This is a genomic window from Nocardioides sp. NPDC058538, assembly GCF_042719275.1.
GTDB lineage: Bacteria > Actinomycetota > Actinomycetes > Propionibacteriales > Nocardioidaceae > Nocardioides.
Map to the genome: position 1 here is coordinate 147,059 of NZ_JBHXNY010000009.1, position 21,205 is coordinate 168,263.

The 21,205-nt window shown below is 70.5% G+C and carries 19 protein-coding genes; 12 read left to right on the forward strand and 7 right to left on the reverse strand.

Features of this window, described 5'->3' with window-relative positions; all coding sequences use genetic code 11:
- The first annotated feature begins 131 nt into the window (after positions 1–131).
- The 4 genes from ACFWQC_RS11095 to ACFWQC_RS11110 all read left to right on the forward strand — a co-directional run bounded on the left by ACFWQC_RS11095 (position 132) and on the right by ACFWQC_RS11110 (position 4,602).
- Positions 132–1,298 carry an AAA family ATPase gene (locus ACFWQC_RS11095; RefSeq protein WP_378677135.1) on the forward strand — a complete coding sequence of 389 codons (1,167 nt, stop codon included), beginning with the start codon at positions 132–134 and terminating at the stop codon, positions 1,296–1,298.
- A 19-nt stretch (positions 1,299–1,317) separates the two neighbouring features.
- Positions 1,318–2,838 (forward strand): VWA domain-containing protein, encoded by a 1,521-nt coding sequence (locus ACFWQC_RS11100; protein WP_378677138.1) that lies wholly within the window; start codon positions 1,318–1,320, stop codon positions 2,836–2,838.
- A complete protein-coding gene (gene mftM, locus ACFWQC_RS11105; protein ID WP_378677141.1) occupies positions 2,835–3,755 on the forward strand; it encodes a mycofactocin oligosaccharide methyltransferase MftM in 921 nt (306 codons plus the stop codon). The genes ACFWQC_RS11100 and mftM overlap by 4 nt, the downstream gene beginning before the upstream one ends.
- 244 nt (positions 3,756–3,999) lie before the next feature.
- A complete protein-coding gene (locus ACFWQC_RS11110) occupies positions 4,000–4,602 on the forward strand; it encodes an acetate uptake transporter (protein ID WP_378677143.1) in 603 nt (200 codons plus the stop codon).
- Positions 4,603–4,627: 25 nt separating this feature from the next.
- Here ACFWQC_RS11110 and ACFWQC_RS11115 read toward each other — a convergent pair whose 3' ends face one another.
- From ACFWQC_RS11115 to ACFWQC_RS11130, 4 genes are read right to left on the reverse strand one after another with little or no spacing between them, the layout of a single operon-like run.
- Positions 4,628–5,311, reverse strand: a complete 684-nt coding sequence (locus ACFWQC_RS11115) for a response regulator (RefSeq protein WP_378677146.1) — start codon at positions 5,309–5,311, stop codon at positions 4,628–4,630.
- 19 nt (positions 5,312–5,330) lie between these two features.
- Positions 5,331–6,698, reverse strand: a complete 1,368-nt coding sequence (locus ACFWQC_RS11120) for a sensor histidine kinase (protein ID WP_378677148.1) — start codon at positions 6,696–6,698, stop codon at positions 5,331–5,333.
- A 10-nt stretch (positions 6,699–6,708) separates the two neighbouring features.
- Positions 6,709–7,953, reverse strand: coding sequence for an iron-containing alcohol dehydrogenase (locus tag ACFWQC_RS11125; protein WP_378677151.1), 1,245 nt, complete (start codon positions 7,951–7,953; stop codon positions 6,709–6,711).
- 1 nt (position 7,954) lies between these two features.
- Positions 7,955–9,166, reverse strand: coding sequence for a GAF domain-containing protein (locus ACFWQC_RS11130; protein WP_378677154.1), 1,212 nt, complete (start codon positions 9,164–9,166; stop codon positions 7,955–7,957).
- Positions 9,167–9,312: 146 nt separating this feature from the next.
- On the opposite strand from ACFWQC_RS11130, the gene ACFWQC_RS11135 reads away from it, so the two are divergent.
- The 6 genes from ACFWQC_RS11135 (at position 9,313) to ACFWQC_RS11160 (ending at position 15,448) form a co-directional block, all read left to right on the forward strand.
- The gene (locus ACFWQC_RS11135) at positions 9,313–10,836 is read left to right on the forward strand and encodes an aldehyde dehydrogenase family protein (RefSeq protein ID WP_378677156.1); all 1,524 of its coding nucleotides are present in this window, start codon (positions 9,313–9,315) and stop codon (positions 10,834–10,836) included.
- Positions 10,836–11,246 (forward strand): DUF779 domain-containing protein, encoded by a 411-nt coding sequence (locus ACFWQC_RS11140; RefSeq protein WP_378677159.1) that lies wholly within the window; start codon positions 10,836–10,838, stop codon positions 11,244–11,246. The genes ACFWQC_RS11135 and ACFWQC_RS11140 overlap by 1 nt, the downstream gene beginning before the upstream one ends.
- Positions 11,221–13,191, forward strand: coding sequence for an acetate--CoA ligase (acs, locus tag ACFWQC_RS11145; RefSeq protein WP_378677162.1), 1,971 nt, complete (start codon positions 11,221–11,223; stop codon positions 13,189–13,191). The genes ACFWQC_RS11140 and acs overlap by 26 nt, the downstream gene beginning before the upstream one ends.
- Before the next feature lie 7 nt (positions 13,192–13,198).
- On the forward strand, positions 13,199–13,456 hold the full coding sequence (locus ACFWQC_RS11150) for a hypothetical protein (RefSeq protein ID WP_378677164.1): 258 nt from the start codon (positions 13,199–13,201) through the stop codon (positions 13,454–13,456).
- Positions 13,457–13,527: 71 nt separating this feature from the next.
- Positions 13,528–15,234 carry a cation:proton antiporter gene (locus tag ACFWQC_RS11155; RefSeq protein ID WP_378677166.1) on the forward strand — a complete coding sequence of 569 codons (1,707 nt, stop codon included), beginning with the start codon at positions 13,528–13,530 and terminating at the stop codon, positions 15,232–15,234.
- Positions 15,235–15,298: 64 nt separating this feature from the next.
- Positions 15,299–15,448 (forward strand): hypothetical protein, encoded by a 150-nt coding sequence (locus ACFWQC_RS11160; RefSeq protein ID WP_378677169.1) that lies wholly within the window; start codon positions 15,299–15,301, stop codon positions 15,446–15,448.
- A gap of 16 nt (positions 15,449–15,464) precedes the next feature.
- On the opposite strand, the gene ACFWQC_RS11165 is transcribed toward ACFWQC_RS11160, so the two are convergent.
- The 3 genes from ACFWQC_RS11165 to ACFWQC_RS11175 all read right to left on the reverse strand — a co-directional run bounded on the left by ACFWQC_RS11165 (position 15,465) and on the right by ACFWQC_RS11175 (position 18,661).
- Complete coding sequence (locus ACFWQC_RS11165) at positions 15,465–17,021, reverse strand: multicopper oxidase family protein (protein ID WP_378677171.1); 1,557 nt, start codon at positions 17,019–17,021, stop codon at positions 15,465–15,467.
- On the reverse strand, positions 17,021–17,428 hold the full coding sequence (locus ACFWQC_RS11170) for a hypothetical protein (protein WP_378677174.1): 408 nt from the start codon (positions 17,426–17,428) through the stop codon (positions 17,021–17,023). Before ACFWQC_RS11170 ends, ACFWQC_RS11165 begins: the two co-directional genes overlap by 1 nt.
- 72 nt (positions 17,429–17,500) lie before the next feature.
- Complete coding sequence (locus tag ACFWQC_RS11175; protein WP_378677177.1) at positions 17,501–18,661, reverse strand: ROK family protein; 1,161 nt, start codon at positions 18,659–18,661, stop codon at positions 17,501–17,503.
- Positions 18,662–18,826: 165 nt separating this feature from the next.
- Here ACFWQC_RS11175 and ACFWQC_RS11180 point away from each other — a divergent pair, with 165 nt between their 5' ends.
- The gene (locus ACFWQC_RS11180; RefSeq protein ID WP_378677179.1) at positions 18,827–19,996 is read left to right on the forward strand and encodes a glycoside hydrolase family 19 protein; all 1,170 of its coding nucleotides are present in this window, start codon (positions 18,827–18,829) and stop codon (positions 19,994–19,996) included.
- Between the two features lie 256 nt (positions 19,997–20,252).
- Entirely contained in the window at positions 20,253–21,116 is an 864-nt protein-coding gene (locus tag ACFWQC_RS11185; protein WP_378677182.1) for an alpha/beta hydrolase family protein, read from the forward strand.
- Positions 21,117–21,205: the final 89 nt, after the last annotated feature.

Below are 21,205 nucleotides of genomic sequence, written 5' to 3' on the forward strand. Positions count from 1 at the left end.
CGGGTGGTTGGGGGTCTAAACCCCTCCTTCTGGGGCCCTTTGTTGTCGCGGCTGGACTCACCCCCCCGGGGGGCGGGCCCCCCCCCCCCGCCCCCGCCACACCGGCCCAACCACCACCTCGAGGAGTGCACGTGTCGACCACCACCGAACCGATCCAGGGCTTCACCGACGTCGAGGACACCCGCGCCCAGCTGGCGACGTGCGGCTACCTCGCCGACGACCGGCTCGCCACCACGGTGTTCCTGCAGACGCGGCTGGAGAAGCCGGTCCTGCTCGAGGGCCCGGCGGGCGTCGGCAAGACCCAGCTGGCCGAGAGCCTCGCCGCCGCGACCGGACGGCGCCTGATCCGGCTGCAGTGCTACGAGGGCCAGGACGAGACCAAGGCGCTCTACGAGTGGGACTACGGCAAGCAGCTGCTCTACACCCAGATCCTGCGCGAGAAGATCGGCCAGGTCGTCGAGGACGCCGCAGACCTGAACGAGGCCGTCGAGCGGATCGCCAAGCAGGACTCGGTGTTCTTCTCGCAGCGGTTCCTGGCGGCGCGGCCGCTGCTCGAGGCGATCGACTCCGACACCCCGGTGGTGCTTCTCATCGATGAGGTCGACCGGGCCGACGAGGCCCTGGAGGCGGTGCTGCTCGAGCTGCTCGCGGAGTTCCAGATCTCCATCCCCGAGATCGGCACGGTGACCGCCAGGACGATGCCGTACGTCGTCCTGACCTCGAACAACACCCGCGACCTCTCCGCCGCGCTCAAGCGCCGGTGCCTGCACCTCTTCCTCGACTACCCCGACGCGACCCGTGAGCTGGAGATCATCCGGTCCAAGGAGACCGGTCTCGCCGACTCCCTCGCCTCGCGGCTGGTCGACATCGTCCGGGGCATCCGCGAGCTCGAGCTGCGCAAGGCGCCCAGCATCTCCGAGACCGTCGACTGGGCCCGGACGCTGGCGGTGCTCGGCGTCGAGGAGCTCACCGCCGACGTGCTCTCGACCACCCTCAACGTCGTGGTGAAGTACGAGCGCGACCTGAAACGGGTGATGGAGGCGCTGCCGCGCCTGGTCGACCCGAACGCCGAGGTGCCCGACCACCTGCACGGGCATGGCCACGGTCACTCCCACGCCCCGGCTGCCGAGGATGACGACGTCGACGGCCGCGCCGAGCGGAAGGCGAAGGACCAGCCCGGCCGGCACAACGCGGGCTACTACGGCGGAGCCGGCGGCACCGGACCGCGTACGGCACCCGCGGTGTCCGCCAGCCAGGGCAGCCGGGCGTTCCCCTCGGCCCGCAAGCGTCCGGTCTGAGCCGGGAGCGAGGCCCGACATGGAGACCGCACTCCACCGATTCATCCGGCTGCTCCGGCTCTACGGCGTACGCGTGAGCACCGCCGAGGTGATCGACGCGATGCACGCGGTCGCCCAGCCCGGAGTGCTCGAGCAGCGCCACGTGCTCCACGCCGCGCTGACCGCGAGCCTGGTCAAGGACCGCCGCGACCTGGCCACGTTCGACCTCGTCTTCGACCGGTTCTTCGGGCTGCGCCCGGTCATCGAGGATGAGGACGAGCACGGGCACACCCACGACGATCTCTCCGACGATGGCGAGCTCAGCGACTTCACGCTCTCCGAGGAGCCGGGCGAGGTGCCGGAGGACGGGCACAGCCACGGCAAGCCGGACGACATCAAGGAGTACTTCAAGCCCGAGGACATGGCGCAGCGCTACAACCTCCACCAGGAGGCGAACAAGATCGACATCGCCGCGCTCACCGACGAGATCGTCCTCTCCAACGACCCCAAGTCCAGCCCCGGGGAGGCCGCGCGGGTCCAGCTCTCGACCAGCCGGATGCACAACCCCGGCAACCCGGGCGAGCTGATCCGTGACGGCGGTATGCAGCTCGACACCGAGCTGTCCGTGCAGGAGGAGATCGCGCTGCTGAGCTGGCTCGAGGAGCGCGAACCCGAGAGCGGCATCGACGACGACGATGCCCTCGCGGAGCTCCGCAAGGCGCTCTCCCCATGGCTGGCCAGCCTCCCCGAGCGGATCCGGGACCACCTCGAGCGGCTGATGAGCATGGAGCGCGAGATCGAGTCGAAGGAGATCCAGGCAGCGCAGGCCGAGACCGTGGCCGAGCACGATCGCGCCGCGCTGGAGGAGTCGCTGCGCCGGCTGCTCAGGAAGCTCCACGGAGCGCCACGCCCGCGACGTACGGTGGCTGCCCGCGGCATCGTCGACGGCCGCCGGACGATGCGCACCAACATGAAGTACGACGGCGTGCCGTTCCGGCCGGTGACGGTCGCGAAAGCGCACGACCGGCCGCGGCTGCTCGTCCTGTGCGACGTCTCCCTGTCCGTACGCTCCACCGCCCGCTTCACGCTGCACCTGCTGCACAGCCTGCAGTCGGTCGCCACATCGGTCCGGTCCTTCGCGTTCGTGAAGGACCTGGTGGAGATCACCGACCTCTTCGCCGAGCACCGGATCGAGGACGCGCTGTCCCTGGTGCTGGCGGGCCTGCCGGCCGGCGGGGTGCTCGACGTGGACGCCGACTCGAACTACGGCGCGTCCTTCGAGCAGTTCCTCGAGCAGTTCGGCTCGGCCGTGAACCGGCGGACCACGCTGGTGGTCCTCGGCGACGGCCGCGGCAACGGCAAGGATCCCGGCTTCGCCGCCTTCGAGGAGCTCACCCGGCGCGCCCGGTCGACGATCTGGCTCACCCCCGAGCCGCGCTACTCGTGGGCGCTCGGCGGCTGTGACCTGCCGGAGTACGCCGAGTGGTGCGACAAGGTCCAGGTCGTCCGCAACCTGCGCGGGCTGGACAACGTCACCCAGACGATGTCGGTCGGGCGATGACCACGCCGCCCGGCGAGCTGGAAGTGATCGACGCACTGCGACCCGGGCCGGAGCCCGGTGTCTATCGCGACGAGGTCGTCAGCGTCCGGGCCTGGCAGGGTCCTCGCCCGCGGCGCCATCTCGGCACGATCCGCACCCGCCACTTCGACGTGCACCGCGAGGGCCACCAGGTCCATCTGATCCACTGCCTGCGTACGGACCAGATCGACGACGACCTCTCCGGCCTCCTGGCCGAGGAGCTGTTCCAGCCCGGTTGGCTGCGCGGCCCGGACCTCTTCGAGCGGCTCTTCACCGGGGTCGTGGTGAGCAGCGCTCCGGACCCGGCGCAGGCCTGGGCGGCGTTCTACCGCAACACGCTGCGCCGCGTGGAGCAGGCGCTGCACCGGCCCGGTCCTGCTGCCCCGGCTCGCGGAACCGTCGCCGAGTACGCCCCCGTCTACCGCTTCGTCGAGCAGCAGCTGGCACCCGGTTCGGTCCTCGAGGTCGGCTGCTGCTTCGGGTTCCTCTCGCTGCGGCTGGCCTCCGCGGGACGGCAGGTGACCGCCTCCGACCTCTCCGCCGGCACCGTCACGCTGCTCAACGCGGCGGCAGCCAGGCTGGAGGTGCCGCTGGCCACGCGAGCCGCCGACGCCACACGGCTGCCGTGGTCGGACGGGGCCGCCGACAACGTGCTGCTGATCCATCTCCTCGAGCACATCGAGCCGGACCTGGGCGACCGGGCGGTCGCGGAGGCGATCCGGGTGGCGCGCCACCGGGTGGTGATCGCCGTACCTCTCGAGGACGAGCCCGACGAGACCTGGGGTCACGTCCGGACCGTCTCGCTCGACGACCTCGCCGCCTGGGGTGCGGCGTCGGGACATCCGCACCGGGTCGTCCAGCACCACGGTGGCTGGCTCGTCATCGACACCGACCGTTGATAGCGCCTCTCCGGTGCCGACCTGTCCGTCGGCGACGCGGATGGACGCTTGTCCTCCCGGTGCCGCGTCAGGCCTGGTCAAGGCCGGGTCCGACCTGTCCGTCGGCCGCACGCAACCGTGCAGGAGGGCTACCCGCGGGCAGGTGCGCTACCGCCCACTCGGCGGGTCCGTCGGTGTGTCGTACGTCACTACTTTGTGAGAACCGTGGCCCAGCCGGACGACGGTTGAACCCTTGGAGGAACCGATGACGAACACATCCATCGATGCAGTGGAGACCATGCCGGGCGCCGCACCGACGACGTGGGGCGACCCGTTCCCGCTCGGGCTGGCCAGCTTCGGGATCTCGGCGCTCGTCCTGGCCACCGTGATGTCCGGGATCGTGGACGCGGCCGCCCTGCCGGCCGTCCTGCCCCTCGCGCTGGCACTGGGCTTCGCGACCGAGCTCGTGGCCGGCCTGGTCCACTTCCGGCGGGGTGAGACGTTCCCGGCCCTGGTCTTCACCGCGTACGCCGGGTTCTGGCTCTCCTACGCATTGCTCGTGCAGTTCTACGGCCCGATGGTGACCTCGGACGGGGCCGCGATCACCGGGATGTTCCTGCTGGCCTGGGCGCTGTTCACGACCTACATGCTGTTGGCTGCGCTCCGCACCAACACCACCACGATCGTGATCTTCGTGCTCCTGGCCGGGGTCTTCTACCTCGCGGCCTTCGGGTCGTTCCTCGGCAGCGCCGCTCTCGGCCGGACTGCCGGCTATGTGCTGATCCTCGACGCCCTGGTGGCGCTCTACGCGTCCGCCGCGATCATCGTGAACACGACCTGGGACCGCACGGTCCTGCCGGTGCCGTGACCTCGCTCGGCCGTCGGGCCGTCGGTCAGAGGAGGCCCATCTTGGACGCCTCGTACACCGCCTCGGCCCGGCGGCTGACGCCCAGCTTCCGCAGGATGTTGCCCACGTGGAACTTCGCGGTGGTGTCGGAGATGTAGAGCCGGTGGCCGATGGCGCGGTTCGAGAGCCCGTGCGCGAGCAGCTCCAGCACCTCGAGCTCGCGGGCGGTGAGCTCGGAGTCGTCGCTGGTCACGGGCATGTTCACGCCCCGGATCATCGCTGCCGCGGAGCGCGCGTCGAAGGCGCTGCCGCCGCTCGCGACATCGCGGATCGCCCGGACCAGCCCGGTGGTGTCGACGTCCTTGACGACATAGCCCCGGGCGCCGGCGCGGATCGCCTGCATCACCAGCTGCTCGTCGAGGAATGTGGTCAGCACGAGGATCAGCGCCTCCGGGTGCCGCTGGGTCAGCGAGGCGCACAGCTCGAGCCCCTCGGCGTCCGAGGACGAGGAGAGCTTCAGGTCGAGCAGCACGATGTCCGGGCGGGCGCTGTTGACCCGAGCGAGCGCCTCGGCCGCCGTCGCCGCCTCCGCGACGACCCGGAGGCCGGGCTCGCGCTCGAGGATCGACCGCAGCCCCTGGCGGACGATCGCGTGATCATCGACCAGCAGTACGTCGATCCCGGCCGTCGCCTGCTCCGGGACCGCCTGGGGCGGGCTGAGTGTGTTCATGGGTTCCTCCTCGAAGCGGCTACTGCGGGTCCTCGATGAGCCCGCAGATCGTTCCCCGGCCGCGATCCACGACCGGCAGCGGCACCCGGAGCTCCACCCGGACACCGCCGAGGTGCGAGCGTCGGAACGCGACGGTGCCACCGAGCTCGCTGATCCGGGTCTCGATGTTGGCCAGGCCACGGTGTCGGCCGTCGATCGAGGCGCCGCGCTCGAGCCGCAGCTTCCGGGCGAGGACGCCGGGATCGCCGCGGCCGTCGTCGGCGACGCCGACGTAGAGCTCGTGCTTGCGGTACCGGAGCCGGAGCACCGCCTGGCTGGCCTCGGCGTGGACCGCCACGTTGAAGAGTGCCTCGCCGACCGCTCGTGCGATGTCGTGCTTGGCCTCCGCGGGCATCGGGCACACCTCGCCCTCGACCCGCACCGAGACGTCCAGGTGGGGACGGTGATGCTCGGCGACCTCGTGCAGCAGCTCGGGAAGCGAGGACACCGTGTCGCGGTGCGGCTGGTGCAGGGCGTAGATCGCCCGGCGGAGCTGTTCGACGGCATCCTGGGTGAGCTGCTTGGCGGTGCCGAGGAGCTCGGTGATCCGCTCGCCGGCCGGTCCCAGGTCCTCCGTCTCTCCCCGGGCGATCTCGACCGACATCCCCGCCGAGAGGACGAACTGGGTGACGCTGTCGTGGAGCTCGCGCGCGATGCGGTGGCGCTCGTGGTCGACCAGCTCGCGCTGGTGTGCCACCAGCAGTCGCTCCTCGGCCTGGCGCAGCTCGCGGGTCCGCTGCTCGAGGTCCCGCTCGCGGGCGCCGACCTCGTCGTAGAGCCGCTGCGCCCGGTGGTGCTGGGCGAGTCCGGCCTGGTACTGCTCGGAGGTGTGCAGCGCCACGGCGGCCTCGTTGGCCAGGATCCGCAGCACCGACAGGTCCCCGGGTTCCGGGTCGTCGGCGAGCCCATGGAGACCGACCAGGCTGCCGATCATGACGCTCTCCAGCGTCATCGGCACCCGCACCCAGCGAGCCGGCCCCGGCGCCCCGGTCGCGTGTCCGGCCCGGATCGCGCCGAGCTCGCGGCGTACGACTCCGGGGAGCTCCTCCTCATCACCGACCACGCGGCCGTCGTGGCCGACCACGATGAACCTCGGTCTCGCCCCGGTCAGATGGCCGTCGGCCAGCGCCAGGATCGTCCACTCCGCGGCGAGGTGCACGGCGGCGGCGCGCGCCACCTCCTCCAGGAGCGCCCGTGGACCCTCGACAGTTCGCACCAGCGCGCGCGAGATCGAGTCCATGGCGCGTACGGCCTGCTGCATGCGCTCGTCGGAGCGCAGGAAGGCGCGGTAGTAGGACCGCTTGCCGGAACGTACGCCGGTCAGGGCCGCCAGATCGGGTGCGCTCACTGGATCGCCTTCACAGGGCTTCTCGGAAGAGCGCGTGGATCTCGGCGCGGCTCGCGGGTCGCGGATTCGTCGTCAGGCAGGCGTCGTCGAGCGTGGTCACCGAGAGGGTGTCGAGATCGGTGTCGGTGACTCCCAGGTCTCGCAGCCGCCTGGGTACGCCGACGTCGTCGGCCAGGCGCCTGACGTGGTCGGCCAGCATCTCGGCCGCGACGTCTCCGGGGACGCCGTCGACCGGCAGGCCGGCGGCTCGGGCCAGGCCCACGAACCGCTCGGGGACCGAGCGCGCGTTGTAGCGGATCACGTGCGGGAGCAGGACGCCGTTGACCACCCCGTGCGGGGCGTCGAGCAGCCCGCCGACCTGGTGGCTCATCGCGTGGGTCGCGCCGAGGATCGCGTTGGTGAAGGCCAGGCCCGCCTGCAGGCTCGCCTGCGCCATCATCGCGCGGTGCTCCATCGCAGCCGGGTGGGTGACGGTCGAGCGCAGGTGCCGGCAGACGAGCGCGACCGAGCTCATCGCGTGCCCGTCGGCCAGCGGGTTGTGCGCCAGCGAGACGTACGACTCGATGCCGTGGGTCAGCGCGTCCAGGCCGGTCGCGGCATTGAGGGCCTCCGGCATCGTGGTCAGCAGCCGGGGGTCGGTGATCGAGACGTCCGGCACCAGGGCGCGGCCCATGATCGTGATCTTCACCCGGCGGTCGGTGTCGGTGACGATGCAGAACTGGGAGACGTCGGCCCCTGTCCCAGAGGTGCTCGGGATCATCAGCATCGGCGGGATCGGCCGGGCGATCTGGTCGATCCCGGCGTAGTCGAGGATGTCGCCGCCGTTGCCCGATAGCACCGCGACGCCCTTCGCCGCATCCATGCAGGAGCCGCCGCCGATGGCCACGATGACGTCGGCCTCGGCCTCGACGTACCGCTCGTAGGCGCGGCGTACCTCGTGGTCCTTGGGGTTCGGCGTGACATCGGTCCACAGCACGGGGGCGAGCCCCTCGGCCCGGAGCAGCCGGAGGAGCGCGTCGACCCAGCCGGCCTCGACGATGCCGGGATCGGTGACGACGAACGGTCGCCGGGCCCCGAGCCGGGCGGCGGAGTAGCCCGCCTCCTCGAGCGAGTTGTGCCCGAAGACCACCTCGGGAGCCTGGAACTTCACGACCTGGTCCAGCGGGGCACTGGCCGGTGGGACCTGCTCCGGCCGAGGCGTCGCCTCCCAGCTGCGTGCCATCACCGCCGTGGTCGGCGCCGTTCCAGCGGTCATCTCAGAGACCGATCTCGCGGTCCAGCCGGGCGATCTGGCCGTCGGCCAGGGCCAGCAACGGGGAACCGGAGGGCAGCAGGGCCTGGAGCCGGAGCCACATCTCGTAGTCGTCGGCACCCCACGCCGACCGGGTCCAGGTCGAGACCAGGTCCGGCTGACCCGACTGCAGCACCGCCGAGCGCAGCTGCTGGGCCAGGGTCTCGCGGAGCCGGACCACGCCCGGTGCGACCGAGCGCGGCAGGATCGGGCCGCGGTAGCAGCGGAGCGCGCCCGCGACATCGCCCACCGCGAGCCGTGCCTCCACCCCCAGCCAGTCGCCGGTCACCTCGGTCGTGAGCCGGTAGGGCCGGGAGGCGAGGAACTCCTCGCCGAGCAGGTTGCGCAGCCGGTTCAGCTCGGCGCGGAGCGTCGAGGAGCCGCCGTCGTCCTCGTAGAGGAGGACCGCGAGCTCGTCGCCCGAGAGTCCGCGCGGGGCGCTGGCGAGGAGCAGGAAGATCTCGCTGTGGCGAGGGGAGAGCCGCAGCTGGGCGCGATGTCCGCGGCCGTCGTCGATCGAGAGCAGCAGGTCCTGACGGCCCAGGGTCTCCACGGCGATGCGTGCCCAGCCGGGCCGGGTCTCGGGCGGCCTCGGCAGCAACTGCTCGCGGGCGAGCTCGGACTCCGCGAGCCTCGCGGCGGCGCGCACCATCGCCATCGTCTGGGGCACCACGATGGAGTCTCCTCCGGTGATGTCGAGCACGCCGAGCAGGCGGGAGTCGCCAGGGTCGTGGATCGGGGTCGCGGCGCAGCTCCACTGCTGCACCGAGCGTCGGAAGTGCTCGGCGGCGACGACGCTGGTCGGGCGCTCGAGCCTCAGCGCGAGTCCGGGCGCGTTCGTGCCGGCCAGGCGCTCATCCCAGTTGCTCCCCTCGACGAAGCCGATCCGCTCCGCGCGCCGGAGCGCCGTCGGGGCACCGCACACCCAGAGCAGCTGACCGGCTTCGTCCGAGACGGCCATGATCGCGTCGCAGTCGCGCGCCGCCTGCCCGAGCACGTCGTCGAGGAGTGGGAACACGCGAGCCAGCGGATGGGCCGCACGTACGTCCCGCAGCTGGTCCTCGGGGAGGGTGATCGGCGCGCACGTGTCGTCCGCGGTCACCCCGGCGGCGGCGGACCGATGCCACGAGTCCGCCACGGCTGCGCGCATCGAGGCGCTCTGCTTCGTATCGCTCATCCGGACCTCCTCTGGTGACGAGGGTCACATTTGAAGGTTGCATTCACGTTGCATCGGTCACGCAACGTGGCTGCAACCTCGGCGTTCCTAGCGTCTGTGACCACGATCACGCCCCAATGCCTGACTTTGCCTGAGGAGAATTCCCGATGACCGTATACGCAGCTCCCGGCCAGCCCGACTCGCTGGTCACCGTCCAAGGTCGCTACGGCCACTACATCGGCGGCGCCTGGGTCGACCCGGTCAAGGGCGCCTACTTCGAGAACATCTCGCCGGTGAACGGCAAGCCGTTCACCGAGATCGCCCGCGGCACGGCCGAGGACATCGAGGCCGCCCTGGACGCCGCCCACGCTGCCGCACCGGCGTGGGGGAAGACCTCGACGACGGCGCGGTCCAACATCCTGCTCAAGATCGCCGACGTGATGGAGGAGAACCTCACCGCGATCGCCGTCGCCGAGACCTGGGAGAACGGCAAGCCGGTCCGCGAGACGCTGGCCGCCGACATCCCGCTCGCCATCGACCACTTCCGCTACTTCGGCGGCGTGCTGCGTGCCCAGGAGGGCACCATCGGCGAGATCGACGAGAACACCGTGGCGTACCACTTCCACGAGCCGCTGGGCGTCGTCGGCCAGATCATCCCGTGGAACTTCCCGATCCTGATGGCCGTCTGGAAGCTCGCCCCCGCCCTGGCGGCCGGCAACGCGGTCGTGCTCAAGCCCGCCGAGCAGACCCCGTGGTCGATCCTCAAGCTGATGGAGCTGATCGGCGACCTGCTGCCCGCCGGCGTACTCAACGTCGTCAACGGCTTCGGTGTCGAGGCCGGCAAGCCGCTCGCCTCCTCGCCGCGGGTCGCCAAGGTCGCCTTCACCGGTGAGACCACCACGGGCCGGCTGATCATGCAGTACGCCAGCCAGAACATCATCCCGGTGACCCTGGAGCTCGGCGGCAAGAGCCCGAACATCTTCTTCGACTCCGTCGCCGCGGAGAAGGACGCCTTCTACGACAAGGCGCTCGAGGGGTTCACGATGTTCGCCCTCAACCAGGGCGAGATCTGCACCTGCCCCTCGCGCGCGCTGGTCCAGCGTTCGATGTACTCCGACTTCGTCGGTGACGCCGTCGCCCGGGTCGAGAAGATCAAGCAGGGCAACCCGCTCGACGACACCACGATGCTCGGCGCCCAGGCCAGCAACGACCAGCTCGAGAAGATCCTGTCCTACATCGAGATCGGCAAGGACGAGGGCGCCAAGGTCCTCACCGGCGGTGAGCGGACCGTCCTCGAGGGCGACCTCGCCGAGGGCTACTACGTGCAGCCGACCGTCTTCGAGGGCGACAACTCGATGCGGATCTTCCAGGAGGAGATCTTCGGACCGGTCGTCTCGCTGACCGGCTTCGACGACGAGGCCGACGGTCTCAAGATCGCCAACGACACCCTGTACGGCCTCGGCGCCGGCGTGTGGTCGCGGGACGGGTCGCAGGCCTTCCGAGCCGGCAAGGAGATCCAGGCCGGCCGGGTCTGGACGAACTGCTACCACGCCTACCCCGCCCACGCGGCCTTCGGCGGCTACAAGCAGTCCGGCATCGGCCGCGAGACCCACAAGATGATGCTGGACCACTACCAGCAGACCAAGAACCTGCTCGTCAGCTACAGCCCCGACGCCCTCGGGTTCTTCTGATGAGCGCGACCCACGCCTCCTCCCTTCCGGCGCGGGTCGCCGTGACCGACGAGGCGGCGGACCTGCTCCGCCGTCTCGTCGGTAACCACGGGCCGGTCATGTTCCACCAGTCCGGTGGATGCTGCGACGGCTCCGCCCCGATGTGCTACCCCAACGGCGACTTCATGCTCGGTGACGCCGACATCCACCTAGGCGACCTGGACATCGGCCTCGACCCTCTGGTGCCCGTGTGGATGTCGCGCTCGCAGTTCGAGTACTGGTCGCACACCCACCTCACCATCGACGTCGTCCCCGGACGCGGCGCCGGGTTCTCCCTGGAGGCGCCCGAGGGCGTGCGCTTCCTGATCCGATCGCGACTGTTCACAGACGAGGAGGCACAGCGCCTTGACCGAGAAACAGCTCAGCACTGACCATCCGACCCGCTTCGAGCCGCCGGCCGAGCTGGCCGCGGCCGCCAACGTCACCGCCGAGGCGTACGCGCGTGCTGACTCCGACCTCGAGGGCTTCTGGGCCGAGCAGGCCGGCCGCCTGACCTGGGCGGAGCCGTTCACCGAGGTGCTGGACTGGTCCGACGCACCCCACGCGCGGTGGTTCGCGGACGGGAAGCTCAACGCGGCGTACAACTGCGTCGACCGGCACGTCGAGGCCGGTCGCGGCGACAAGGTGGCCTTCCACTTCGTCGGCGAGCCCGGTGACACCCGAGACATCACCTACGCCGATCTCAAGGACGAGGTGTCCCGAGCCGCCAACGCGCTGACCGACCTCGGCGTGGGCAGTGGCGACCTGGTCGCGATCTACCTGCCGATGATCCCCGAGGCCATCGTCGCGATGCTGGCCTGTGCCCGCATCGGGGCCACCCACACCGTGGTCTTCGGCGGTTTCTCGGCCGAGGCCCTCGCCTCCAGGATCGAGGACTGCCGGGCCGAGCTGGTGATCACCTCCGACGGCGGCTACCGTCGCGGGGCTCCGTCGGCGCTGAAGCCGGCCGTCGACGCCGCCCTGGCGCGGCTGGGCGGCCAGAGCCCGGTCGACCACGTCCTCGTCGTACGCCGTACCGGGGAGTACGTGCCCTTCGACGACGCCACCGATCTGTGGTGGCACGACGTCGTCGACGGCGCTTCACCCGAGCACACGCCCGAGGCGTTCGACGCCGAGCACCCGCTGTACGTCATGTACTCCTCGGGTACGACCGGCAAGCCCAAGGGCATCCTGCACACCACCGGCGGCTACCTGACCGGCGCGGCCTACACGCACCATGCCGTGTTCGACCTCAAGCCGGACACGGACGTCTACTGGTGCACCGCCGACATCGGCTGGGTCACCGGACACAGCTACATCGTCTACGGCCCGCTCGCCAACGGCGTGACCCAGGTGCTCTACGAGGGCACTCCGGACAGCCCGCACCGCGGTCGCTGGTGGGAGATCATCGAGCGGTACGGGGTGACCCTCTTCTACACCGCCCCGACGGCGGTCCGGACGTTCATGAAGTGGGGACGCGAGATCCCGGACGGCTATGACCTCAGCTCGCTGCGGCTCCTCGGGTCGGTCGGCGAGCCGATCAACCCCGAGGCGTACCTCTGGTACCGCAACGTCATCGGCGGCGACCGCTGCCCCGTGGTCGACACCTGGTGGCAGACCGAGACCGGTCAGATGATGATCAGTCCGCTTCCCGGGGTCACCGCCGGCAAGCCCGGCTCGGCGATGCGGCCGCTGCCCGGCATCGGCGCCGACGTGGTCGACGAGGAGGGCCGCTCGGTGCCCAACGGGTCGAGCGGCTACCTGGTTCTCACCAAGCCGTGGCCCGCCATGCTGCGTACGTTGTGGCAGGACGACGACCGCTTCGTCGAGACGTACTGGACCCGCTTCGCGGACCTCGGCTACTACTTCGCCGGCGACGGGGCCAAGAAGGACGAGGACGGCGACATCTGGATCCTGGGCCGGGTCGACGACGTGATGAACGTGTCCGGCCACCGCCTCTCCACCAGCGAGATCGAGTCCGCCCTGGTCTCCCACCCGCGGATCGCCGAAGCGGCCGTCGTCGGCGCCGCCGACGAGACCACCGGCCAGGCGGTCTTCGCCTACGTGATCCTGCGCTCCGGAGACGGCAACACCGGCGAGGCGCTGATCCAGGAGCTACGCAACCACGTGGCCAAGGAGATCGGGGCCATCGCCAAGCCGCGGCAGATCACGATCGTCCCGGAGCTGCCCAAGACGCGGTCCGGGAAGATCATGCGCCGCCTCCTGCGCGATGTCGCCGAGGGCCGAGATGTCGGCGACACCACCACCCTCAGCGATCCGAGCGTCATGGCCCTGATCACGAACCGCGCCACCGAAGAAACCGAAGCGGCGGGATGAGATGACTGTGCCCGCCACAGGCGTCGATCCCAGGACGATCGGGCGCAGCTGGATCGTCGTGGCCAGGCACCGCCAGCCTCCGGGGACGAGGGATCCAGCGCCGTGGGGCGAGGCGCACCTCAAGCGGATCGGCACCCAGATGACCCTCTGCGGTGCGCCGGCCCTGGGCTGGCACGCGTTCTGGCATCTGCGCTCCGAGGACATCCGGCGGTGGTGCCCATCCTGCTCCGCCGCAGCACGCCCGACCCGCACCGTGTCGTGTTGAGCAACAGCCTCCGGCTGCGCCGCGTCCGCTGATCCCAGCGCCGCCCCGCACGATCTCTTAGGCTCCTGAGCATGGACCATCGGGTGTTGCTGATCGCCGGGGCGGCGCTGGCGATCATGATCGCGGCGTCGGTGTTCGCGCGGCGTACGGGAGTGGCGGCGCCGCTGCTGCTCGTGGGGCTCGGGATCGGGGCGAGCTATCTGCCGGGGGTGCCGGAGATCGAGGTCGACCCGGAGCTGATCCTCGCCGGCGTACTGCCGCCGTTGCTCTACTCCTCCGCGGTCAACCTGCCGGTGATCGACTTCCGGCGGAACCTCCGGCTGATCACCTGGCTCTCGGTCGTGATGGTGATCGTCTCGGCGCTGGTGATCGGAGCTGTCGTCCACTGGCTGTTCCCGGAGATCTCCTTCCCGCTCGCGGTCGCGCTCGGCGCGGTCGTCAGCCCCACCGATGCGGTGGCGGCGACGGCGATCGGGCGCCGGGTCGGGCTGCCGCCGCGGGTGATGACGGTGTTGGAGGGCGAGAGCCTGGTCAACGACGCCTCCGCCCTGGTCGTGCTCCGGACGGCCGTGGCGGGGATCGCGGCGGCCAGCTCGTTCTCGTTGGGACGTACGGCGCTGGAGTTCGGCTGGGCGGTGCTGGGCGCGCTCGTGATCGGCGCCGTCGTCGGCTGGCTCACCGTGCTGCTCCGCCAGCGCCTCGACGACCCGGTCCTCAACACGACGATCTCGTTCGCGGTGCCGTTCATCGCCTACTTCCCCGCCGAGGAGCTGGACGCGTCCGGAGTGCTCGCCGTCGTCGTCGCCGGGCTGGTGACCGGTGGGCTCGGCAGCCGCCGGTTCAGCGCCCGCGACCGGCAGACCCAGGCGACCACCTGGACGACGTTCAACTTCATCCTGGAGAGCGCCGTCTTCCTGGGGATGGGCTACCAGCTGCCCGGGCTCATCGACGCCGCCCGCGGCGAGACCACGCTGGGTGAGATGGCCGGGCTGGTGCTGATCGTCGTCGGCCTGCTGGTCGCGCTCCGGTTCCTCGGGCTCGCCGGGCCGGCGCTCCGGGACCGGGAGGAGAGCAAGGAAGAGGTACGCACCCGCCTCGACCAGTTCGAGGAGAGGCTCGATTCGCTGACCCCCGCCGACGACCGAGAGGACGCCCGGATCACCTCGGCCCGGCGGCGGCTGGCGCGGGGCCGGGCAGACATCGACTTCGAGGAGCGCGAGCCGATCACCAGGCGTGGCTTCCTGATCATCGGCTGGGCCGGGATGCGTGGCGTGGTCACGGTCGCCGCCGCCCACACCATCCCGGCCGGCACCTCCCACCGGGCGACCGTCGTGCTCGCCGCCTTCCTGGTCGCGCTCATCACGCTCGTGCTCTTCGGCCTCACGCTCCCGGCGGTGATCCGCCGGATGCGCTTCCCGGGTGAGTCGTCGGCTGACCGGCACGACGCGTTCCGCGCGCTGCTCCGCCAGGTCGGTGAGGATGCGATCGACAACCTCGGGCCGCTGGAGTCGCAGACCATCGACGGCGAGCCGATCGATCCACAGCTGGTGACGAAGCTCAAGGACCGGATCCTCCCGCGGGTGCTCGCGGGCGTACGAGACGCGCCCAGCATCAGGCCAGACGTGATGGAGCAGACGGTGATCCTGCAGCTGCGCTACCTGGACGCGATGCGCGACGCGCTCGCCGCCGAGCGCAGCATCGGCGCCTACGGCTCCCACACCTACCGCAAGGTCGAGGCGATCCTCGACGACATGGAGAAGCGGCTCGACGCGAGCTGAGCGGCCCGGCCGGTCAGCTCTGGCGGGCGTCGTAGCGTCGGCGCTCGTCCTCGATCCGGGGGTTGTGCCGGATCGCCCACTCGGCCAGCCTCACCGCCGGCCCGACGAGCGTCCTGCCCATCTCCTCTCGCGCGGCGAGAAGGGCGACCTGTGGCTCAACGCGGTCCTGGTCGTGATCGCGCTCGCCGCGCTGGTCCTGGCCACTCGCTGGTGATCGGCGCCGGCCGCGGTCAGACGGTCTCGAAGCCGGCCATCATCGCCATGTCCTCGTGCTCCAGGTTGTGACAGTGGATGAGGAATCTGCCGGCGTACCTCTCGAACTTCACCCTGACCCGGACAGCCTCATAGGGGCGTACGTCGACCGTGTCCTTCCAGCCGAGATCCATCGGGCCCGGTCCGTGGTTGCCGCGCCGCAGGACCTGGAAGGGCGAGAGGTGGACGTGGACGGGGTGGTGCGCGTCGGTGAAGAACTCCCAGATCTCGGTGGACTCCCGTGGCACCTGGGCCTGCGGGACCGCCGGGTCGAACGGCTTGCCGTTGATCCCCCAGCCTTTGCGGCCGTGCACCTTCGCCTGGCGGAAGTGCCACCGGCGGACAACGGCTCCCTCGGGCTTCTCGGGCTCGGGTACGTCCGCGAGCCGCTCGGGGATCCGGACGTCGTCGGTCGCGCGGCGAGCGACGCGGAACCTCATCACCTGCGCGGTCCGGCCGGTGCCGAGGGCGTTGCGCATCTCGACTCTCGTTCCCGGCGCGAGCGAGCGGAAGTCGACGACGACGTCGAACCGCTCGCCGGAGGCCATCGTGACCTCGCCGTGCTCGACCGGCGCCGCGAGCAGCCCGCCGTCGGAGCCGATCTGGGTGAACCTCACGGGTTGCCCGTCGGAGGTGCGCAGGCTCAGTGCGTAGCGGCGCGCGTTGGAGGCGTTGAGCAGCCGCAGCCGATACTGCGCCGCCTCGACCTCCGCCTCCGGCCACGGGGCGCCGTTGACGAGGATGACGTCGCCGAGCACACCGGCCATGTAGCGGTCCTCGACGCCGGGCTCGCCGAGGAGCTCGGGGTCGAGCGCGGGATAGCGCAGCGTGCCGTCCTCGTCGAAGGCCCGGTCGGCGATCATCAGCGGCATCTCCCGCTCGCCGCGGGGCAGCGAGAGCGCGTCCTCCTCGTCGTCGCGGATGATGTGGAAGCCGGCCAGCCCACGCCACACCTGCGGGGCGGTGAAGTCCATCCGATGGTCGTGGTACCAGAGCGTCGTCGCGGGCTGCTCGAGCGGATAGCGGTAGTCCCGCTTTCCCTTCGTGACCTGCGCCTTCGGGTCGGCCATCGCCTCGTGACTGCCCCCGTGACCGGCGTGGTGGGCGTGGTGCGACTCGAAGCCCGGCGGCACCAGCAGATCCGTCGGCCAGCCGTCACTCTCCGCCGGAGTGTGCCCGCCGTGGAGATGCGTCGCGGTCGGCAGCGCGAGGGAATTGATGTGGCGTACGGTCACCGCCTCGCCGCGGCGCGTCTCCAGCGTCGGTCCGGGAAAGACCCCGTCGTACGTCATCATCTCGGTCCGCAGCCCGGGCAGGACCTCCACCGAGGCGGTGCGCTGAGAGATCTCGACCAGGCCGGCCGAAGGCCGCTTGACCGGCGGCAACGGCAACGGAGTCTCGTACGCCTTCGGCAGCCGTGCCGCGCTGCGCAGGACCCGTCCGGTCTGCTCGGGGGCCTCGCCGCACGCGACCAGCGATCCGGCGACCGGAGCGGCCAAGCCGGCGCCGAGGAGGGTGCGCCGCCCGATCCTCATCACCGGACCTCCCGCGGGCTGCCGGCGCCGCGGCGCAGGGCGGCGATGGCCACGGCCACCGCGACGCCGACCGTGAGGACGCCGAGCGGGACGTGCAGCTGGAGGACCCTGGTGTAGCCGAGGATCGCCTGGACGTGGATCAGGAAGAAGAGCGCGACCGACCAGATGAGGAACCACCAACGCCCGTGCATCGCCACGACGGCGCCCGCGGCGGCCGGCAGCAGCAGGCCGAGGCCCTGCAGGGCGACCGCGCCCGCGGAGTGGAGGCCCAACGCCTCGAAGGTGCCGGCGAAGTAGGAGCCGATGAAGATCGGTTGCCCGATCGCGAAGAGCGCGGTCGCCACCGCGACGGCTCGGAAGCAGAAGAGGCTGACGCGTGGTCGGCGCTCGCGTATCTGTGTGGTCACACCTCGACAATAGGTAGACAAGGTACCTATGCCATCGGGCGTTCCCCTGATGCCGGCGGATCCTCGTCGGGGTCAGCCCTGGTGGGTGAAGACCTCGTCGCGGGCCGTGTCGAGACCGATCTGGAGGGCGCCGCGGAGCACGGGGTCGCCGGAGATCTCGGTGGGGACGACGGTGGGGACGTTGGGGCCGAGGGCCGCGATGGCCTTCTGCACGCGGGCGGCCAGGACCGGCCCGCCCGCGCGTCCGACCTCGCCCGCGAGCACGCACAGCTCGGGGTCGAGCACCACGCAGATGCCCGCCAGGCCGAGGGCGAGCCTCCTGGCCAGCTCCTCGAGGAACGGCTCGGCGTCGGGGTCACCGCCGGCGGCCGCGCGTACGCAGTCCACACCGCTGCCCCTCAGCCCGAACGCGCGGGCGAGGGTGTCCATGGCCTCGACGCTGACCAGCGACTGGAAGGCCGCGTGCTGCGGGCTGTCGGTGCCGTGGGGCGTGGAGGCGCCCGGAACCGCCAGATAGCCGATCTCGCCGGCACCGCCGCCGGCGCCGCGGTGGAGGCGACCATCGACGATCACCGCGAGGCCCAGCCCGCGGTCGATCCAGGCGAGCACGGAGTCCTTGACGTCGTGGGAGGCTCCGGCGGACTGCTCGGCGAGCCCGGCCAGGTTGACGTCGTTCTCGATCAGTATCGGCCGTTGGAAGCTGCGGCGGAGGTCCTGGAGGACGCCTGTGCGCCAGTCCGGCAGGTCGTTGGCGAAACGGAAATCACCGGTGCGCGGGTCGATCATGCCGGGCGTACCGATCGAGAGGCAGCGGAGCTGCGACATCGTGATGCCGGCGCTCCGGGTGGCGTCGGCGACGGTGGCCCGCACCGCCTCGACCGGGTCGGAGGCCTCGTGAGGGTCGAGCGCGCCGGTGGCCAGCTCGGTGCCGGTGATGTCGGCGACCGACGCGGTGATCTGGTCGGGTCCGATGTGGAGGGCCGCGACATAGCCCGCCGCCGGGACCACGCCGTAGAGCGCGGCGTTGGGGCCGCGACCGCCCTGCTGGGTGCCGACGACCTCGACCAGGCCGCGCTCGCCGAGCCGGGTCAGCAGCTGTCCCGCGGTCACCTTCGAGAGGCCGACGAGCTCGCCGAGCCGGGTCTTCGTCACCGGCCCGTTCGAGAGCATCAGGTCGAGCGCCGCGCGGTCGTTGGTGTCGCGGATCAGGTGTGTCTTGGGCGGTCTGGACATCGGCGGCGCTCCTTTCGAGGGTCGGGGTGACGTACGGAACGCCAACCTAACAATTGCAGGGCCCGAGCCGGGGTTTGTCCACGCAGGGTCTAGACGGTAACTGTAAAGGAACCTTACAGTGGGGCTTCGATCGCCATCCATCTCAACCCCCTCAAGGAGCTTGGAATGCGTACTAAGACAAAGATCGCCGTTCTCGGCGGGATCTTGCTGGCGCCCGTCCTGGCCATGTTGCCGACGAGCCCCGCAAGTGCGCACGGCTACATCTCGAACCCCCCGAGCAGGCAGGCCCAGTGTGCTGCCGGCACCGTCGAGTGCGGGGACATCAAGTACGAACCGCAGAGTGTCGAGGGCCCGAAGGGCCTCACCAGCTGCTCCGGCGGCAACTCGAGGTTCGCCGAGCTCGACGACGACTCCAAGAACTGGCAGGCCACACCGGTCGGCCGGTCCCAGACGTTCACCTGGTCGCTGAGCGCCCGGCACAGCACCAGCACCTGGCAGTACTTCATCGGTGGCACCAAGATCGCCGAGTTCGACGACGGTGGGGCGCAGCCGCCGGCCACCGTCGAGCACCAGGTCGACTTCGGGTCGTTCACCGGCCGGCAGAAGGTCCTCGCGGTCTGGAACGTCGCCGACACCACCAACGCCTTCTACGCCTGCATCGACGTGAACATCGGCGGCACCGCCACCGACCCGGAGGCACCGGCGCCGGTGGCCGGTGAGTTCCCGGTCAGCGAGGAGCAGTTCAACCAGCTCTTCCCCAACCGCAACCCGTTCTACACGTACGCAGGCCTCGTCGAGGCGCTCAGCGCCTACCCGGAGTTCACCAATGCTGGGGACGAGGCGACCCAGAAGCGGGAGGCCGCGGCGTTCATCGCCAACGTCGCCCACGAGACCGGTGACCTGCTCTACGTCGTCGAGCAGAACGAGGCCAACTACCCGCACTACTGCGACCCCAACCAGTCCTACGGCTGCCCCGCCGGCAACGACCAGTACTACGGCCGTGGTCCGGTCCAGCTGAGCTGGAACTTCAACTACAAGGCCGCCGGGGACGCGCTCGGGATCGACCTGCTGAACAACCCGAACCTGGTCGCCACCGATCCGGCGGTCGCCTGGAAGACGGGGCTCTGGTACTGGAACACCCAGAACGGCCCGGGCACCATGACCCCGCACGCGGCGATGGTCAACGGCGCCGGCTTCGGCGAGACCATCCGGTCCATCAACGGGTCCATCGAGTGCAACGGCGGCAACCCGGCCCAGGTGCAGAGCCGCGTCGACAACTACACCGAGGTCACCTCGCTGCTCGGGGTGGACCCGGGCGGGAACTTGCACTGCTGAAGCGGAGCCCGAAGCAATAGAGCACTGCTGAAGCGGAGCCCGAAGCAATAGAGCACCGCTGATTGCGACATCCCGCACACAAACCGGCGGCGTACGCAGCCCCACCTGCGTACGCCGCCGTGTTTCCGTTTTGTGACAAGCGCCCAACGAGGTTCTGCCTCCGAGCCGGTGTCGGCCGCCCGGCTGCGCCCCTACCTTCGAGTAGCAACCGGATCCCCGGACAGCCCGGGGCCGGACGGACGAAGGAGCATGCTCGGTGCTCAGATCACTCTCTCTCCGCATCGCCGCGGTCGCCGCGGCCGTCACTCTCCCCCTCTTCGGCCTGGTAGCGCCGGCCGAGGCGGAGAGCCCCTACGAGCGCGGGCCGGACCCGACGTCGGCCAGCGTTCTGGACAACGGCACGTTCTCCCTCTCCACCGCCTCGGTCTCCTCGCTGGTGACCGGCTTCGGCGGCGGGACGATCTACTACCCCACCTCCACCACCGCGGGGACCTTCGGCGGTGTCGTGCTCGCTCCCGGCTACACGGCCTCCTCGTCGTCCTACTCCGCGGTCGCGCGCCGGGTGGCCTCGCACGGGTTCGTGGTCTTTGCGATCGACACCAACTCCCGCTACGACCAGCCCGACAGCCGCGGCTCGCAGATCCTGGCTGCGGTCTCCTACCTGAAGAACAGCGCCTCCTCGACGGTCGCCTCGCGCCTGGACGAGAGCCGCATCGCGGTCTCCGGCCACTCCATGGGCGGTGGCGGCACGCTCGCGGCGGCCAACCAGGACTCTTCGATCAAGGCCGCGGTCGCGCTGCAGCCCTGGCACACCGACAAGACCTGGCCCGGCATCCAGATCCCGACCATGATCATCGGCGCGGAGAACGACAGCGTCGCGCCGGTCAGCTCGCACTCCGTCCCGTTCTACACCTCGGCCACCGGGGCACGGGAGAAGGCGTACGGCGAGATCAACAACGGCGACCACTTCATCGCCAACACCGATGACGACTGGCAAGGGCGCCTGTTCGTCACCTGGATGAAGAGGTACGTCGACGACGACACCCGCTACTCGCAGTTCCTCTGCCCGGCGCCGTCCTCGGTCAACCTGTCCGACTACCGCAACACCTGCCCGGACTGATCCGTCGGTCCTGACGTACGGAATCGAACCGGCCACCTCGGGGGAGGTGGCCGGTTCCATGTGCTCGGTGTCTCGTCGATCTCGATGGT

Bases quoted from the DNA above. Each gene is read 5' to 3' on its own strand.
- ACFWQC_RS11115 (WP_378677146.1), bottom strand. From the start codon at position 5,311: ATGAACACACTCAGCCCGCCCCAGGCGGTCCCGGAGCAGGCGACGGCC.
- ACFWQC_RS11110 (WP_378677143.1), top strand. From the start codon at position 4,000: ATGACGAACACATCCATCGATGCAGTGGAGACCATGCCGGGCGCCGCA.
- ACFWQC_RS11165 (WP_378677171.1), bottom strand. From the start codon at position 17,021: ATGAGGATCGGGCGGCGCACCCTCCTCGGCGCCGGCTTGGCCGCTCCG.
- ACFWQC_RS11180 (WP_378677179.1), top strand. From the start codon at position 18,827: ATGCGTACTAAGACAAAGATCGCCGTTCTCGGCGGGATCTTGCTGGCG.
- ACFWQC_RS11130 (WP_378677154.1), bottom strand. From the start codon at position 9,166: ATGAGCGATACGAAGCAGAGCGCCTCGATGCGCGCAGCCGTGGCGGAC.
- ACFWQC_RS11175 (WP_378677177.1), bottom strand. From the start codon at position 18,661: ATGTCCAGACCGCCCAAGACACACCTGATCCGCGACACCAACGACCGC.
- ACFWQC_RS11140 (WP_378677159.1), top strand. From the start codon at position 10,836: ATGAGCGCGACCCACGCCTCCTCCCTTCCGGCGCGGGTCGCCGTGACC.
- ACFWQC_RS11135 (WP_378677156.1), top strand. From the start codon at position 9,313: ATGACCGTATACGCAGCTCCCGGCCAGCCCGACTCGCTGGTCACCGTC.
- ACFWQC_RS11155 (WP_378677166.1), top strand. From the start codon at position 13,528: ATGGACCATCGGGTGTTGCTGATCGCCGGGGCGGCGCTGGCGATCATG.
- ACFWQC_RS11125 (WP_378677151.1), bottom strand. From the start codon at position 7,953: ATGACCGCTGGAACGGCGCCGACCACGGCGGTGATGGCACGCAGCTGG.
- mftM (WP_378677141.1), top strand. From the start codon at position 2,835: ATGACCACGCCGCCCGGCGAGCTGGAAGTGATCGACGCACTGCGACCC.
- ACFWQC_RS11100 (WP_378677138.1), top strand. From the start codon at position 1,318: ATGGAGACCGCACTCCACCGATTCATCCGGCTGCTCCGGCTCTACGGC.